At 68.5% G+C, this 15,679-nt stretch carries 13 protein-coding genes; 9 read left to right on the plus strand and 4 right to left on the minus strand.

Annotation, left to right across the window (positions count from 1 at the left end):
* The 4 genes from CRP45_RS33860 to CRP45_RS16095 form a co-directional block, all read left to right on the plus strand.
* Positions 1–703, plus strand: a 703-nt coding sequence (locus CRP45_RS33860) for a ComEC/Rec2 family competence protein (protein WP_425436939.1), incomplete at its 5' end; no start/stop codon positions are given.
* Positions 704–883: 180 nt separating this feature from the next.
* The gene (locus CRP45_RS16085; RefSeq protein ID WP_143861448.1) at positions 884–1,741 is read left to right on the plus strand and encodes a hypothetical protein; all 858 of its coding nucleotides are present in this window, start codon (positions 884–886) and stop codon (positions 1,739–1,741) included.
* Between the two features lie 310 nt (positions 1,742–2,051).
* Positions 2,052–3,023, plus strand: a complete 972-nt coding sequence (gene holA, locus CRP45_RS16090; RefSeq protein ID WP_097245741.1) for a DNA polymerase III subunit delta — start codon at positions 2,052–2,054, stop codon at positions 3,021–3,023.
* A 127-nt stretch (positions 3,024–3,150) separates the two neighbouring features.
* Positions 3,151–4,665 carry an LCP family protein gene (locus tag CRP45_RS16095; RefSeq protein ID WP_245910210.1) on the plus strand — a complete coding sequence of 505 codons (1,515 nt, stop codon included), beginning with the start codon at positions 3,151–3,153 and terminating at the stop codon, positions 4,663–4,665.
* A gap of 81 nt (positions 4,666–4,746) precedes the next feature.
* Here CRP45_RS16095 and CRP45_RS16100 read toward each other — a convergent pair whose 3' ends face one another.
* Positions 4,747–5,817: an aldo/keto reductase gene (locus CRP45_RS16100; protein ID WP_097245743.1), complete on the minus strand. Its 1,071-nt coding sequence runs from the start codon at positions 5,815–5,817 to the stop codon at positions 4,747–4,749.
* A 122-nt stretch (positions 5,818–5,939) separates the two neighbouring features.
* On the opposite strand from CRP45_RS16100, the gene CRP45_RS16105 reads away from it, so the two are divergent.
* Complete coding sequence (locus CRP45_RS16105; protein WP_097245744.1) at positions 5,940–6,815, plus strand: helix-turn-helix domain-containing protein; 876 nt, start codon at positions 5,940–5,942, stop codon at positions 6,813–6,815.
* A gap of 48 nt (positions 6,816–6,863) precedes the next feature.
* Here CRP45_RS16105 and CRP45_RS16110 read toward each other — a convergent pair whose 3' ends face one another.
* The gene (locus CRP45_RS16110; RefSeq protein WP_067787289.1) at positions 6,864–7,112 is read right to left on the minus strand and encodes a hypothetical protein; all 249 of its coding nucleotides are present in this window, start codon (positions 7,110–7,112) and stop codon (positions 6,864–6,866) included.
* A gap of 161 nt (positions 7,113–7,273) precedes the next feature.
* The gene (gene rpsT / locus CRP45_RS16115) at positions 7,274–7,537 is read right to left on the minus strand and encodes a 30S ribosomal protein S20 (protein WP_067787340.1); all 264 of its coding nucleotides are present in this window, start codon (positions 7,535–7,537) and stop codon (positions 7,274–7,276) included.
* A 409-nt stretch (positions 7,538–7,946) separates the two neighbouring features.
* Here rpsT and CRP45_RS16120 point away from each other — a divergent pair, with 409 nt between their 5' ends.
* Entirely contained in the window at positions 7,947–8,735 is a 789-nt protein-coding gene (locus tag CRP45_RS16120; RefSeq protein WP_097245745.1) for an aquaporin, read from the plus strand.
* A gap of 92 nt (positions 8,736–8,827) precedes the next feature.
* On the opposite strand, the gene CRP45_RS16125 is transcribed toward CRP45_RS16120, so the two are convergent.
* The gene (locus CRP45_RS16125; protein WP_097245746.1) at positions 8,828–9,379 is read right to left on the minus strand and encodes a type II toxin-antitoxin system PemK/MazF family toxin; all 552 of its coding nucleotides are present in this window, start codon (positions 9,377–9,379) and stop codon (positions 8,828–8,830) included.
* A gap of 111 nt (positions 9,380–9,490) precedes the next feature.
* On the opposite strand from CRP45_RS16125, the gene lepA reads away from it, so the two are divergent.
* From lepA to CRP45_RS16150, 3 genes are all read left to right on the plus strand, one after another.
* A complete protein-coding gene (gene lepA / locus CRP45_RS16130; RefSeq protein ID WP_067787284.1) occupies positions 9,491–11,341 on the plus strand; it encodes a translation elongation factor 4 in 1,851 nt (616 codons plus the stop codon).
* Positions 11,342–11,569: 228 nt separating this feature from the next.
* On the plus strand, positions 11,570–13,786 hold the full coding sequence (locus tag CRP45_RS33865) for a hypothetical protein (RefSeq protein ID WP_179830892.1): 2,217 nt from the start codon (positions 11,570–11,572) through the stop codon (positions 13,784–13,786).
* Positions 13,787–13,856: 70 nt separating this feature from the next.
* Positions 13,857–15,647, plus strand: a complete 1,791-nt coding sequence (locus CRP45_RS16150) for a dynamin family protein (protein WP_097245750.1) — start codon at positions 13,857–13,859, stop codon at positions 15,645–15,647.
* Positions 15,648–15,679 lie beyond the last annotated feature (32 nt).

Raw genomic sequence — 15,679 nt, forward strand, 5'->3', positions numbered from 1 at the left:
TGTCGAGGCGGCGCTGGCTGGCGGCGAAGTCGGCGGCCCCGCCTCCCTCTATGCCGAGGCAGTGCTGCGAGGTGACGAAGTCGGCGGTGGTGCCACCCGTCGTACCGAGGCGGCGCCGGGTGGCGGCGATATCGGCTCCGGCCCTGCGACTCAGCGCCCGCCTGCTCCCGACGACCGAACACCCATTACCAGCGTCGCGCAGATCGCCGAGATCGCGGCCCGGGCCGAAATCCCGATACTCGAACTGTCCGCCGGCCATGTAATGCAGTTCGGCCCAGTCGAACTGACGGTCCTCTCACCCTCCGCCACGCACCCCCGCCCAAGACAACCCGCCGACGAACCCAACGACCGCTCCCTCGTCCTCACCGCCACCACCCCCGCCGGTCGAATCCTCCTCACCGGCGACATCGAGGCCCCAGCCCAACTCCGCCTACTCCGCAACCCACCCGCCTTGCGCGCCGACATCCTGAAAGTCCCCCACCACGGATCCCAAACCACCACAAAAGAATTCCTCACCGCCGTCCACCCCCGCCTAGCCATCATCAGCTCCGGCGCGAACAACACCTTCGGCCACCCCCACCCCAAAATCCTCACCACCCTCCACGCCCTCGGCACCACCATCGCCCGCACCGACCACCACGGCGACATCCTCATCACCGGCACCCCACCCCACCTGCACATCCTCACCCGCCGCCCGGGTTGATGCCGAATCGTCCACGGCGGCTGTATTCGGCTAGGGCACTCGGTCGGCCGCTTCCTCCCATCGCCGTCCGGATGCCGCGGTTCAGCGGGCGGTATCCGATTTGCATCGGCTCGATTGGATTCCGTAGAACTGCGTGGTCGCACTCGTAATCTGCGCCCTGCCAAGGCATCAGGAGGTCCGGTGGCGTCGGTTGGTCCCAGGAGAGCGGATATCGCTCGTTTTCGCGAGTACCGCGAGTACGAGGCTCGCAAGATCGATGCGAACAATGCGATGATGGCGCTGCTGGCCGGTGCCCAGCTGGCCGCCCACCTCCTGAAGCTGACCGAGGGCTCGGATCACCTACTGCCGCAGGTGTTCCCGGGTGTCGAGCACATCAAGCGTTTCAACCTGAGAACCGCGCAGGCTACCGAAATCCTTCTCGCCGCCGACCCACACTTGGGCATGATGGGCGTGCCCTACGTCCTCGCCCTGCACGAAGACTATTTGCGGACGTGTGTACGGTTGCTCGCAGGGGAAGGATTGTGCCGGGCGAAGGATGTGAAGGCCAACCTCGTAGACCTGCACGGAATCATCGAAATCACCACGGGCTACAAGTATTCGGCCGACCTTATCGCCTACATCGACACGTTACGGCTGATGCGCAATTGCGTCATCCACAACGGAGGGCTGCTGAGTCAACCCCTATACGACCAGCTGAAGTCCTGGACGCCCGCGCAGGAGCTGGGCTGGGAAGCGGTCGCCGTTCGAAACCCGCGGCATCTTCGGCTGGGCGACCGCCTCCTGCTCGGTCACGGAGAGATGCTTGCGGCGTTGGCTTTCACCAAGCGGCTCGACCGCGAAACCAATCTCGGCTTACAGCTGGCGCTGCCGCGCAGCTGCTGGGCAAAGCTGGTAGTCGACGAGGTTGCGGGTCAGCATCCGTCGTTGGTCAAGGATCGGAACCAGGCCCTGCGTAAGGCGCGGGGAGTGGCTCGACATCACTACGGGGTGCTGAAACTGACCGACGCAGAACTCCAGTCGGAAATCAGTCTGCGCTAAAAATGGCGGGCACCTTCGAAGGTGCCCGCCATTTCGGAGATAACAAAGCGGGGCTCTACTGCTTGAGCTATCGGTTCGGCGAGCCGAACCGATCGGGATGTGAACCCCGAATCTCCACGCTTCTGTGGAACGTCCGGTTGCGAACCGGTAGGACCAAGTCCCGCTCCTGTCGAAAACAGTATCAGATCAGCACGTGGGCGGGGGTGTCGGTGGAGGGACGTAGGATCGGGCGCGTGAGCGAACGGAGTGAGCGAACCATGACTCAGCGCGCTTCGCGCACGCCGGAGCTGAGCGCTAGCGAGGCGCAGGCGTGAGCGAACGGACCGCGGCGGTGCATCTCGTCCTCGGGGAGGAAGAGTTGTTGATCGAGCGCGCGGTGGCGGGGATTACCGCGCAGGTCAGGGCGGGGGCGCCGGATCCGGAGGCGGTGCCGGTGGATCGGATGCGGGCGGGGGACGCGAGTACTGCGGAGTTGGCGGAGCTGTTGAGTCCGTCGCTGTTCGCGGAGGACCGGGTGATCGTTCTGGAGTCGGCGGCGGAGGCGGGGAAGGACGCCGTCGCGGTGATCACGGAGGCCGCCGCGGATCCGCCCGACGGTGTGGTGCTGGTGGTGCTGCACTCGGGTGGGGGACGGGCCAAGGCGCTGGCGCCCGCGTTGCAGAAGGCCGGGGCGACGGTGCACAACTGTGCGAAGCTGACCAAGGCCGCCGAGCGGGTGGAGTTCGTGCGCGGCGAGTTCCGTGCCGCGGGGGTGCGGGTCGCGGGGGACGTCGTGCAGGTGGTGTTGGAGGCGGTCGGCTCGGATCTGCGCGAATTGGCCGCCGCCTGTTCGCAATTGGCGGCCGACACCGGCGGCAAGATCGATGTCGCCGCGGTGCGGCAGTACTACTCGGGCAAGGCGGAGGTGTCGGGGTTCGACGTGGCGGAGCTCGCCGTCGCGGGTGACCGGCCCGGCGCGATGGAGGCGCTGCGGTGGGCGAACGACCGCGGTGTTCCGCACGTGCTGCTCGCCGACGCGCTGGCGGATTCGGTGCACACCATCGCGCGGGTCGGTTCGGCGGGGCGCGGCGACCCGTTCAAGCTCGCCCAGCAGTTGGGCATGCCGCCGTGGAAGGTGAAGAAGGCGCAGGCCCAGGCGCGCGGCTGGACCCCGGCCACCATCGGCTCGGCCATGCAAGTGGTCGCGACCTTGAACGCCGACGTGAAGGGCGGCGCGGCGGACTCCAGCTACGCCCTGGAGCACGCTCTCATGAGCATTCTCGACCTGCACGGCGCGGGCTGATCATGACTGGACCCATTCCAGGCAAATAGCTAGTTGCCCGATCCGTGTCAAACTGGATTGGGTGGACGAGCCAACCGCGCGAGTTCCCCGCACCGATGTTTCCGGACGCTCCGGACGACGTCGTGCGATCGGTGGCGCGCACCGGCTACCGACGCCGCGCCGCGACATCGGCCGCACCGTGGCGAAGGTGGTCGCTGGCGGACTGTCGGCGCTCGTCCTCGCGGGCACCGCGGCGGGCTGGACCGCCGAGAACGGCTTCGACGACGGCTTCGGCCGCTCCCACGCGCTGGGTGACGACGCGCCGCGATCGCTGGACGGCGCGCTGAACATCCTGCTGATCGGCCTCGATACCCGGAAAGACCAGAACGGCAACGACCTCCCGCAAGAAGTTCTCGATCAGCTGCACGCGGGCGACAGCGATCAGGGCGGCTACAACGCCAACACGCTGATCCTGGTGCACATCCCCGCCGACCTGAAGAAGATCACCGCAGTCTCCATCCCGCGCGACAACTACGTGGCGGTCTCCGGCATCCCGGGCTACACCCACATGAAGATCAAGGAGGCGTACGGGCTGAAGAAGGCGGTGGTGCAGGAGCGACTGGAGGCCAGGGGCGTGACCGATCGAGCGAAGCTGGAACGCGCGGGCCGGGAGGCGGGCCGCGCCGCCATCGTGCAGGCCGTGCGCAATCTGACCGGTGTCCCGATCGACCGGTTCGCCGAAATCACCCTCGCCGGTTTCTACGATCTGGCCAAGGCGCTCAACGGCGTCGACGTGTGTCTGCGCAAGCCGGTCCAAGATCTCGAATACTCCGGCGCCGATTTCCCCGCCGGTCGTCAGCGCTTGGATCCTGCTCAGTCGCTGGCCTTCGTCCGGCAACGTCACGGGCTGGAGAACGGCGATCTGGACCGCACCCATCGCCAGCAGGCGTTCCTCACCTCGGTCGCCAAGGAGCTGCGCAACGCGGGGACGTTCACCGACGTCGGCAAGCTCTCGGCTCTGATGGACGTCGCGCACCGCAACATCGTGCTGTCCGACGGCTGGAACCTCGTCGACTTCCTGCGCACCGTCGGCTCCGCCGCCAGCCCCAGCGTCGAGTTCCGCACCCTGCCGGTGCTGCGCTACGACGTGATCAACGGGCAGGACGTGAACATCATCGACCCGGTTGCCATCCGCCGCGAGGTGCGCCGCGCCTTCGGCGAGCCCGAGCCGACCACGCCGCAGCGGCCGTCCAGCACGGTCGACGTGTTCGACGCCGGAAGCGAAGACGGTTACACCGCAAGGGTTTCCACCGCGCTGGCGGGCCGCGGCTACCGCAAGGGGACGGTCGGCCACGCCGCCTCCTCGGACGGCTGGACCTCGGCCGTGTACTACGGCCCTGGCGACGAGACCGAAGCCGCCCGTCTCGCCGACACCCTCGGCCTCCCCGCCATCGAGTCCGTGACCGTGCCCGAGGGCCGCATCAGGGTCGTCCTCGGCTCGGACTTCACCATGCCCCCGGCCCTGACCGGCGCATCGACAACCGGCACGGCCCCGCCGACCACCAGGCTCACCCCGACCACCCAGGCTCCGACCTCGACGCCGGACGTCGGCAAACCACTCGATGCCACGATCAGCGGCGACGACATCCCCTGCGTGAATTAGCCACCGCCGCAGGAGTTCTCGCTACCGCCGGTCCGGCCCGCCGCGGCCGACCGGAACGCATCGCGGCGCGAAAGGAGACCCTCAGACCCGCTCCTCGATCTTCACATCACCGAAGGTGACGCTCCTGACCATCGGCCGGGCCAGGAACTCGTGCGGAAAGCCGAGGTCGACGGCCGTGGCGCGCCCCAGGCGGTCGATCTGCTCCGCGTCGAACTCGATGTCGAGCGCGCCGAGGTTGTCCTCCAGTTGCGCGGCCGTGCGCGCACCGACGATCGGCGAGGTGACGCCCGGGTTGCGCAGCGTCCAGGCGATGGCTACCTGGGACGGTGTCCTTCCGAGCTGCGCCGCGACCTCTTTCACCACGTCGGCGATGGCGAGGCCGCGTTCGGTGAGCGCGCCGCCTGCGGCGGCCACGTTCTTGCGGGTGCCCGCGGGGGACGCCTCGACCTGCTCGCCCAGGTCAGCGCGCCGGTACTTGCCGGTGAGCACGCCGCTGCCCAGCGGCGACCACGGGATGACGCCGAGACCCAGCTCTCGCGCCATCGGGATGAGATCGCGCTCCACGGTCCGCTCGATGAGGTTGTACTCGATCTGCAACGCGATCAGCGGCGACCAGCCGCGCAGGTCGGCGATGGTCTGCATGCGGGAGATCTGCCAGGCGGGCGCGTCGGAGATGCCGACGTAGAGCACCTTGCCGGAGCGGACAAGGTCGTCCATGCCGCGCAGGATCTCCTCGACCGGGGTCAGGAAGTCCCAGGCGTGTAGGTAGAGCAGGTCGATGTAGTCGGTGTTCAGCCGCCGCAGGCTGGCTTCCACCGAGGCGAACATGCTCTTGCGGTGATTGCCGCCGGAGTTGGGGTCGCCCGGCCTGCGTAGCATGGTGTACTTCGTTGCGAGCACCAGGCTCTCGCGGTTGTCCGCGGTGAACTCGCCGAGCAGCCGTTCGGAGGTGCCGTCGGTGTACTGGTTGGCGGTGTCGATGAAGTTGCCGCCGCGGTCGACGTAGGTGTCGAAGATCTTGCGGGCCTCGTCCCGGTCCGCGCCCCAGCCCCAGTCGGCGCCGAAAGTCATGGTGCCCAGCGAGAGCGGGGACACCCGCAGGCCCGAGCGGCCGAGCAGGCGGTAGGTGTCGAGGGTCCGTGTTGCGGACATGATCGCTCCTGTCGTGATGCTTCGTTGTCGTCGAAACACAGTCTGGAGCGGGCCGAATGCCGCGGTAAGGGAAGGAATTTCCTGGGAAGGCCAGTCCCACCCTGGCCGTACCATCGAAGACGATGACCCGCACCGTGAACGCGACCCAGGAACTTGCAGCTTTCTTGCGCAGCCGCCGCGCGCGCTTGCACCCCGACGACGTGGGCTTGCCGGTGCGTCGGCAGGTTCGCCGCACGCCGGGGTTGCGCCGCGAGGAGGTGGCCGAGCTGGCCGGTGTCAGCACCGACTACATCGTCCGGCTGGAACAAGGTCGCGGACTGCGCCCGTCCGCCGAGGTCGTCGAGGCGCTGTCGCGGGCATTGCGGTTGAACGCCGACGAACGCGCCTACCTGTTCGACCTGGCCAGGCAGCGGATGCCCGACAACGGCGCCCCGGCCACCGTGCCCGCTCCTGCGCTGACCATGCTGGTCGAGCAGCTGTCCCCGCTGCCCGCCATGCTGGTCGACCACCGCTACGACATCCTGGCCTGGAATCGCGAAATGGCCTGTCTCATCACGGATTTCGAAGCACTACCGGAACACCGGCGCAATTCCATGTGGCTGTGCCTGCTGGATCCGGCGCTGCACGAGTTCTTCGCGGAGCGCGAGCGCGTCATCCGGGAGGGCGTCGCGGACCTGCGCGCGGCATGGGCGGCGCATCCCGAGGACCAGCGACTGGCCGACCTGATCGGCGAGTTCACGGCGCTCAGCGAGGAGTTCGCGCGCGCCTGGGACCGGCACGACGTGAAGGTGCAGGGACGCGGGAACAAGCCGCTGTGTCATCCCGAGGTCGGGCCGCTGGTCGTCACCTACGAGGTGCTGATGCCCGTGCAGGATCCCGACCAGCGGATCATCATCTATCGGGCCGCCGACGCCGACTCGCAGGGGGCGCTGAACCGCCTGGCGGCCGGAATCGCGGCGAGGAAGCCGCGCGCGGCGGAACTGAGCCCGCCGAGCTGAGCCTGTGGAAACGAAGAGAACTCGAGCGTCGTCCGTACGGACGAACGCTCAGTCCGCCGAGCTGAGCAGCAGCTCTTCGTCGTCCTCGTCCGACTCCTCGAATCGGCCTTCCCATTCGTCGTACACGGGAACTTCGTCTTCCCGGGTCACGATCCACTCCAGCGAGTAACCACCGTCGTCGTCGGGGACCATGACGTTCTCGATCTTCAGGCCGAGCCCGAGCACCTCGGCGGCGCGGATGACCTCCGGCAGGTCCTCGCCTCTGACCACGGTCTGATTCGCGTACACGGTTACCATGCGCGGAATCGTAGCCCCCGACACCGACATCTCGGCTACGGTCCGGTGAACTCGTCGACGAAGCTCGGATTCGAAGCGGACACGACAAAAGCCGCCGTGGTCGTCGAGGCCGCGGCGGCTGGCGTCAGAAGAATCGGTCCCGGATACCGGGAACCGGCGAATCAGCCGAGCTTGTTGTAGGCCAGCGCGAGCGCCGACTTCTTGTTGGCGGCCTGGTTGGCGTGGATGACGCCCTTCGAGGCGGCCTTGTCCAGCTTGCGGCTTGCGAACTGGAGACGCTCGCCGGCCTGCTCCTTGTCACCGGCGGCAGCGGCTTCCCGGAAGCTGCGGATCGCGGTGCGCAGCGCGGACTTGACCGACTGGTTGCGCTTGCGCGCCGCCTCGTTGGTACGGATCCGCTTCATCTGGGACTTGATGTTGGCCACGCCTGTTTCCTCGTGTTCCTGTCGCTGATTGGTATGTACTGAGAAGTCTTGCGCGTGCGACACGCCCGGTGTAAACGGGTATCGCGACGCCGAAGATCGAGGGTACCAGCCGCCGCGCGGCACACGAAATCGCCGCGTCGGGGGTCGGTTCACGGTACCGAACGCGAACGGGCCGCGGGGGTGCGTCGACGACCACGGCCGAGCAACCAAGGGGCATCCCTTCGCGCTGTCCGGTCGGAAGCGCCCGTCGAGCGTCCAGGACCTGCGAGTCGCGCGGATGCGAAGTCGTTGTAGAGACAGGCCGTCTGGCGTAGCGTCCCCACTGCAAGCACCGTTTGATCTTGAATGGTCTGATTTCGCGGCAATACCTCGTCTACCGGTAGCTCGAGATGGCGGAAGGTGTTTCTGTATGTCTCCCACGGCGCAGGAAGTCGTCGAAGAACTGGCCGAGGAAAGGCCGATTCCCGACGTGAAGAAATGGGCGGCCGAGGCGCTCGGCACGTTCGTTCTGGTGATGGGCGGTGTCGGCACCGCGGTGCTGGCCGGTGAGCGGGTCGGCGCGCTCGGGGTGGCGCTCGCCTTCGGTCTCACGCTGATGTTCCTGGTCTACGCGATCGGGCCGATCTCGGGCTGCCACGTCAACCCGGCGGTCACCCTCGGCCAGCTCATCATGGGCAGGCTGACCCCGCTCAGCGCGGGCGTCTACGTGGTCGCCCAGCTGATCGGCGCGTTCATCGCAGGCCTCGTGCTGTTCGCGATCGCGAAGAATCTGCCCTCCTACGACCGCAGGGTAGACGGGCTCGGCGCCAACGGCTGGGGCGCGCACAGCCCGTCGGCCAAGACCGGGCCGCTCGGCGAGGTCGTCGTACAGAACGGCTACGGCATGGCCGCGATGATCATCATCGAGGTGATGCTGACCGCGCTGCTGGTCTTCGTGGTGCTCGCCTCCACCGACCAGATCTCCGACGTGCCGCTGGCCGGTCTGTCCATCGGCGTCACCCTCGCGGTGATCCACCTGATCTCCATCCCGGTGGACAACACCTCGGTGAACCCCGCGCGCAGCCTCGGCGTCGCGTTCTATCAGGAGGGAGCGGCCGGGCAGGTGTGGGCGTTCATCGTCTTCCCGCTGATCGGCGGCGTGCTCGGCGCGCTGATCTACGGCCTGCTGTACGGCAGGAGCCGGGAAATGATCAGCTGAGTTCGACTTCTGCGTCCCGGAGACGGGACGCCTGATGGTCTATCGGACGAGTGGCCCCGATTCCGGCGTGTGCGGGCATCGGGGCCGCTTCGTCAGCTCCAGTGGTACTCGACGACGAGCCGATGGGCGACCAGATCGAAGGTCTTGCGGGCGAGGATGGCGCCCTCGCGGCGAATGCCCGCCTCGGGAACGTCGAGCACCCGGTCCAGGCGCACCCAGCTCGGCCTGCCGTCGTGGTCCCAGCTCCCGCTTCCGATGCCGATCCAGTTGCGGTCGTGTGCGCGTTCGGGATTCGACGAGAGCATCAGCCCGAGCAGGGTGCGGCGATCGCGGCCGACCACGAGCACCGGACGGTCCTTGCCGTTGCTCGGGTCCTCCTCGTAGGGCACCCAGGTCCACACGATCTCGCCGGGATCGGCACGTCCGTCCAGGTGCGGGCAGTAGACGATCTGCCTGGCCCGCTGCGCGGTGGGCACCGGCGTCGACGCGACGGGACGCACGGAGACGCCCCCGTTGCGGCGCTGCGCGAGCGAGCCGACCAGCCGATCCACCAGTCGAGGTCCCTGCTGCCGGACGATCTTGGGACCCTGCTCCTTCGCGATCAGGCTCAACTGCTTGCCGAGAGAGTTCCAACTTCGGGCCATCACTGGAGGATAACGGTGCGGTGACGACTTCTCATCGGACCAGTGGACCGCGCCTCTGCGGACCCATGGGACGATAGAAGGCAGTTTGCCGATACCCAGCTGAGGAGTGGAGTGCCCGCCAGCTTCGCCGACACGACGTTCACCGATCCGTCCCGGATCCGGAACTTCTGCATCATCGCGCACATCGACCACGGCAAGTCGACGCTGGCCGATCGGATGCTGCAGCTCACCGGTGTGGTCGAGGAGCGGGCGATGCGCGCCCAGTACCTGGACCGGATGGACATCGAGCGCGAACGCGGCATCACCATCAAGGCGCAGAACGTGCGGCTGCCGTGGCAGGTCGACGACACCGAGTACGTGCTGCACCTCATCGACACCCCGGGCCACGTCGACTTCACCTACGAGGTGTCGCGTGCGTTGGAGGCCTGTGAGGGCGCGATCCTGCTGGTCGACGCCGCGCAGGGAATCGAGGCGCAGACCTTGGCCAACCTGTACCTGGCCATGGAACGGGATCTGACCATCATCCCGGTGCTGAACAAGATCGACCTACCCGCCGCCGATCCGGATCGCTACGCCGCCGAGCTCGCCCACATCGTGGGTTGTGAGCCGGAGGACGTGTTGCGCGTCTCGGGCAAGACCGGAGTGGGCGTTCCCGAGCTGCTGAACAAGGTGATCGAGCAGGTACCGCCTCCGGTCGGCCAGGCCGACGCGCCCGCGCGCGCCCTGATCTTCGACTCGGTCTACGACACCTACCGCGGCGTGGTCACCTACGTGCGTGTGGTCGACGGCAAGCTGACCCCGCGCCAGAAGATCAAGATGATGTCCACCGGCGCCACCCATGAGCTGCTGGAGATCGGCATCGTCTCGCCCGAGCCCAAGCCCACCCAGGGCCTCGGCGTCGGCGAGGTGGGTTATCTGATCACCGGCGTGAAGGACGTGCGTCAGTCCAAGGTCGGTGACACGGTCACCACCGCGCGCGAGGGCGCGACCGAGGCGCTGACCGGCTATCGCGAACCGCGGCCGATGGTCTACTCCGGTTTGTACCCCGTCGACGGCTCGGACTACCCGGACCTGCGTGACGCCCTGGACAAGCTGCAGCTCAACGACGCCGCGCTGACCTACGTCCCGGAGACCTCGGTGGCGCTTGGCTTCGGCTTCCGCTGCGGGTTCCTCGGTCTGCTGCACATGGAGATCACCCGCGAGCGCTTGCAGCGCGAGTTCGGCTTGGACCTGATCTCCACCGCGCCCAACGTGATCTACCGCGTGGTCATGGAAGACGGGCGCGAGCACATCGTCACCAACCCCTCGTACTGGCCGGAAGGCAAGGTGCGCCAAGCCTTCGAGCCGGTCACCAAGTGCACCGTCATCGCGCCGAGCGAGTTCATCGGCACCATCATGGAGCTGTGCCAGTCGCGGCGCGGTGAGCTGCTCGGCATGGACTACCTGTCCGAGACCCGCGTCGAGATGCGCTACATGCTGCCGATGGCGGAGATCATCTTCGACTTCTTCGACTCGCTGAAGTCGCGCACCCGCGGCTACGCCAGCCTCGATTACGAAGAGGCGGGCGAGCAGGAGGCCGCGCTGGTGAAGGTGGACATCCTGCTGCAGGGTGAGGCGGTGGACGCGTTCAGCGCCATCGTGCACAAGGACGCGGCCCAGGCCTACGGCAACAAGATGACCACCAAGCTGCGCGAGCTGATCCCGCGTCAGCAGTTCGAGGTGCCGATCCAGGCGGCGATCGGTTCGAAGATCATTGCCCGCGAGAACATTCGGGCCATCCGCAAGGACGTGCTCGCCAAGTGCTACGGCGGTGACATCAGCCGTAAGCGCAAGCTGCTGGAGAAGCAGAAGGAGGGCAAGAAGCGCATGAAGACCATCGGTCGCGTGGACGTCCCCCAGGAAGCCTTCGTCGCGGCGCTCTCCTCGGATGCACAGTCGGACAAGCCAAAAGACAAGAAGTAAGGGGTTTCTCGGGCACGAGCCGACTGGATGTCCAGTCCGCTGTGCCCGGGAAAAGGGGGCTTCCGTTCCGGTTGGCAGGATGGCAAGGTTGTTGTGCTCGTCACCGTCATGCGCTCCGCTGTCCTGGAGAATGTGACAACTGGGTTTTCCGGAAATACTGTTGTGTGATCTTCACTCGGTCTTCCCGGTGTGGTGAGGATTGCTGGAAACCCGAGATGTGGAGCTTGCATGACGCGTGACCTGCCTTTCGACGACGACACCGAGGTTGGCGAGCCCGAGGGGGACACCGCGTACCGTGTGGCGACCGGCGTCGCGCGCGTCGCGCGGGCCGGAGCGTACGTGACCGGTGGCGCGCTGATCGCCTCCAACGGCGGCGGGGTTCCCGCCCAACCGGACGGGCAGCGGCTGGACAGCTGGAACGCGGGCTGGGCGCACACCACGGACCCGGATCCCGATGTGCCGAGCCCGGTGGTCACCTTCCCGGATCCGGACCCCGACGCGCTGCCGCCCGCGCTGCCGTTCACCGCGGGGCCACCCAACGCCGTCACCGCGCCCCTGCCGTCGGCGCCCGGGTTCGACCTCGGGCCCGCGCCCAAGCCCTCCGAGGACTACTGGACCGACAACCGCCCCGGCGAAACGGAGACCGAGTCGCCGTACGACTGGTGGGACAGTCAGGGCGCCCCCGGCCAGGGCTTCGCCCCGACGCAGGGGTTCTCCGAGACTCCGGAGTACGGGGAGTGGAACCAGAGCCCGAGCGCGCCCGCCGAGTCCGCGCCCGGTTCGGCGTCGCCGTACGAGTGGTGGGACCAACAGGGTTTCGGCCTGCCGGGACATGGGCTCGGCCAGGCGGGGCACGGTTTCGGAATGCCGGGTAGTGACGGCTTCCTCGCGCCGGGTTCCAATCCGTTCACGATGCCGAAGGTGCCCTCGGCCAAGGAGGCGAGCGACAGCGCGTCCGCCGGTGCGAGCACCTCGCCCGCCGACAACCTGTTCCGCACCGGCGACATGTTCGACGGGGTGGGGACCGCGCCGGGGGACTTCGGCGTGTACCTGGGCGTCGACGCGAGCGCGGAGATCTGGACCCACCTGGACGTCGATTTCGGCGTCACCCCCGAAGGCGTGTACCTGACCACCGATCTGCGGGTCGACGCGTCCGCGGGACTCACCGTGAAGTCGGCGGCGGGCACCAACATCGGCGACCAGCTCGACAACTTCTCGGACTGGCTGGAGGGTTCGCGCCCGGAGAGCGGCGCCGCGCGCGGTGCCGACCAGCAGCAGCCCGGTGCGACGGCCGGAGGCACCGGTCTCGCGAGCGGTCTGTCGACTTCTGCCGCGCCCGCGCCCGCGCCGGTCGCGCACGCGGCTCCCGCACTCGCGGCGCCCCAGCCGGTTGCTCCGGCGGTGGCCGCGGCTCCCGTCGCGCCCGTGGCTCATGTCGCGGCGCCCGCGCCCGTTGCTCCCGCGGTGGCCGCGCCCGCGGCCGTCGCCGCGCCCGCCGCCGTCGCGGCTCCCGTGGCGGCCACGCCGCTGCAGACCACCATCCAGCCGGAGGCCGCGACGACGCCCATCGCGAACGTCTTCGGCACGCCGGCGGGTCCGTCCCCGCTGACCGCGCCCGCGGCCGCGGTGCCCGCGCTGTTCGATCAGCAGGTGCGGCCGACCACCGGCGCGACGCCGGTGACCGACCTCCCGAAGCCGACCGACACCTACCCGGGAACAACCGCACCGACCACGATCACCGACACGGTGCCGACACCGGGCGTTCCGACACCGACCAAGCCGGACACCGGCACCGTGCCGACCCTGGAACCGGGCGTCACCAAGCTCCCGGGTGCGACCGTGGTGCCGACGCCGGGCACCGGGACCGACGTGATCACCAAGACGCCCGGCGTCACGGTGACCCCGAAGCCGTCGACGCCGGACGTCGACGTGACCACCCCGGGCGGCGGCACCGGAACCACCGGCGGAAGCACCGGGACCACCGGCGGAAGCACCGGAACGACCGGCGGCAGCACGGGGACCACGGGCGGCAACACCGGCGGCGGGACAGGGACGGGCGGCACCGGAACCGACACCGGCGGCACGACCAACCCGGGAACGACCTACCCGACCGGCGGCCACAGCACCCCCGACGTCCCCACGGTTTCGGTGCCTTCGCAGCCCCCGACGTACGACGCGCCGACGCAGGCGCCTACCGTTCCTTCCGTCGATGTCGACGCGCCGTCGGTCGTCGTGCCGACGCCGGTCACGCCGGTCAAGCCGCCGGTACTGGTCGAGCCGCCGAAGACGCGCCCGATCAGCGACGAACTCGACCACGCGAGCTACCACCAGGTGGTCGCGCAGATGCCGATCGAGCACGGCGGACTTGGTGCGGGACTGCTGCCGGGGACCACCATGACCGAGACACACCACCCGCTCGCGGGTCCGGACGTGACACTGGTCTGACCCGGATAAGCGGTCCGGGCGCACGCACGCCGCATTCGTCGAGCGCGAGAACGAGGAGTTAGGAGGAGGCTTGTCTGCCGCAGCCGGACTGGAGTCCGCGACGGTGAAACACCCGGACGCGATGGCACCGCTCATCCGGGTACTTGACGAACTGCGGGAGATGGCTCGCTCCGCGGGTCGCGACGACCTCGGCGGTCGGCTGAGCATGGTTCGCGCCAGGATCGGCGACCCGCGGGTCCGTCTCGTCGTCGTCGGCGATCCGAAGAGCGGCATGAGCACGCTGGTCAACAGCTTGGTCGGGGCGCAGGTGAGTGCGACGGAGACCGCGCTGAGCGCACCGGTGATCGTGGAGTACGGCCCCGAGCCGACCGCCACGCTGGTCAGGTCGACCGGGTCGGGCCGCACCGAGCGCCAGCCGGTGGACCCGCTGAATCCCGGCCCCGCGCTGGCCGCGCACGGCGTGATCCGGGCCGAATTCACCGAGCCGAGTTCGTTGCTCGCCGACGGCATCGTCCTGATGGACGCGCCCGGCTCCGGCGACGAGCACACCCGCTGGTCGATGATCGCGGCCGCCGACGCGGTGCTCTACGTCGCCGAGGCGTCCGCCGAACTGACCCCGGCCCAGCTCGAGTATCTGCAGCGGGTGCAGCAGCTCTGTCCGACGGTCATCTGTGTGCTCAACAAGATCGACGTGCACCCGCAGTGGTCGCACGTGCAGCAGCGCAACCGCGATCTGCTCGACGCGGCCGGTCTCGGCTTCGCCGTCGCGCCGGTCTCCGCGCTGCTGCACCGCCAGGCGGGCAACTACCAGCGCGACATCGAGTCCGGGGTGCCGCAGCTGATCGACCACCTGCGCGACTACGTGGTGGCCCGCGCCGACGCGGTGGCGCGGGACGCGGCGCTGCGCGACATCCGGCTGGTGGCCGACCATCTCGCGGTCACCCTGTACACCGAGGCCGAGGCGCTGCGCGATCCGCGCCGCCGCGCCCAGATCACCGAGCAGCTGATGGTGGCGCGTGACGAGGCCGATCAGCTGCGCCAGCGCACCGCCAACTGGCAGGTCGCCCTTGCCGACGGCGCCGCCGAGCTGATGGCCGATATCGAGCACGACCTACGTCACCGGCTACGCAGCCTGGTGCGCGACGCCGAGGCCGAGATCGCGCAGACCGATCCGGCGCGTGGCTGGAAGGATTTCGGCGCCGATCTCGACGCGCGCATCTGTGAGGCCGTCGAGGAGAACTTCGTCATGGCGCACTACCGGTCGGTGGAGCTGTGCGAGCAGGTGGCCGCGAAGTTCCCCGCCGACAACCGCACCCCACCGCTGCCCGACCTACGCCTGACCAATCCGGGCGAGGTGCTGGAGCAGGTGGCCCCGCTGGAGTCGCTGGACAGCGCGAAAGGCGGTGTGACCGAACAGGTTCTGTCCGGCCTGCGGGGTTCCTACGGCGGTATCCTGATGGTCGGTCTCGCCACAAGCCTGCTCGGCATGTCGCTGGTGAACTGGTATTCGGCGGGCGCGGGCGTGCTGCTCGGCGTCAACGCGATCTGGGACGACCGCAAGAACCGCAAGCTGCGCCGCCGTGCCGAGGCCAAGGTCGCGGTGGCCAGGCTGATGGACGACGTGATCTTCCAGGTGAGCAAGGAATCGCGAAACCGGTTGCGCGCCATGCAGCGAACGCTGCGCGACCACTTCACCGACATCGCCACGGACGCGTTGCGCACGGCCGACGAGGCGCTGCGCGTCGCGGAGGACGCCTACGGCAAGTACGGCGACCGTCGCGAGGACCGCATCGCCGAGCTCGACAGCAGTCTCGGCAGGCTGCGGGCCGTCCGCGACCGCGCCGATTCCCTCGCCGCCTGACGCGGTCCGCCGACGTTCTCGGGCGGGTAGAG

Origin of the sequence: Nocardia amikacinitolerans (assembly GCF_900215415.1) — a bacterium.
GTDB classification, from domain to species: Bacteria; Actinomycetota; Actinomycetes; order Mycobacteriales; family Mycobacteriaceae; genus Nocardia; species Nocardia amikacinitolerans.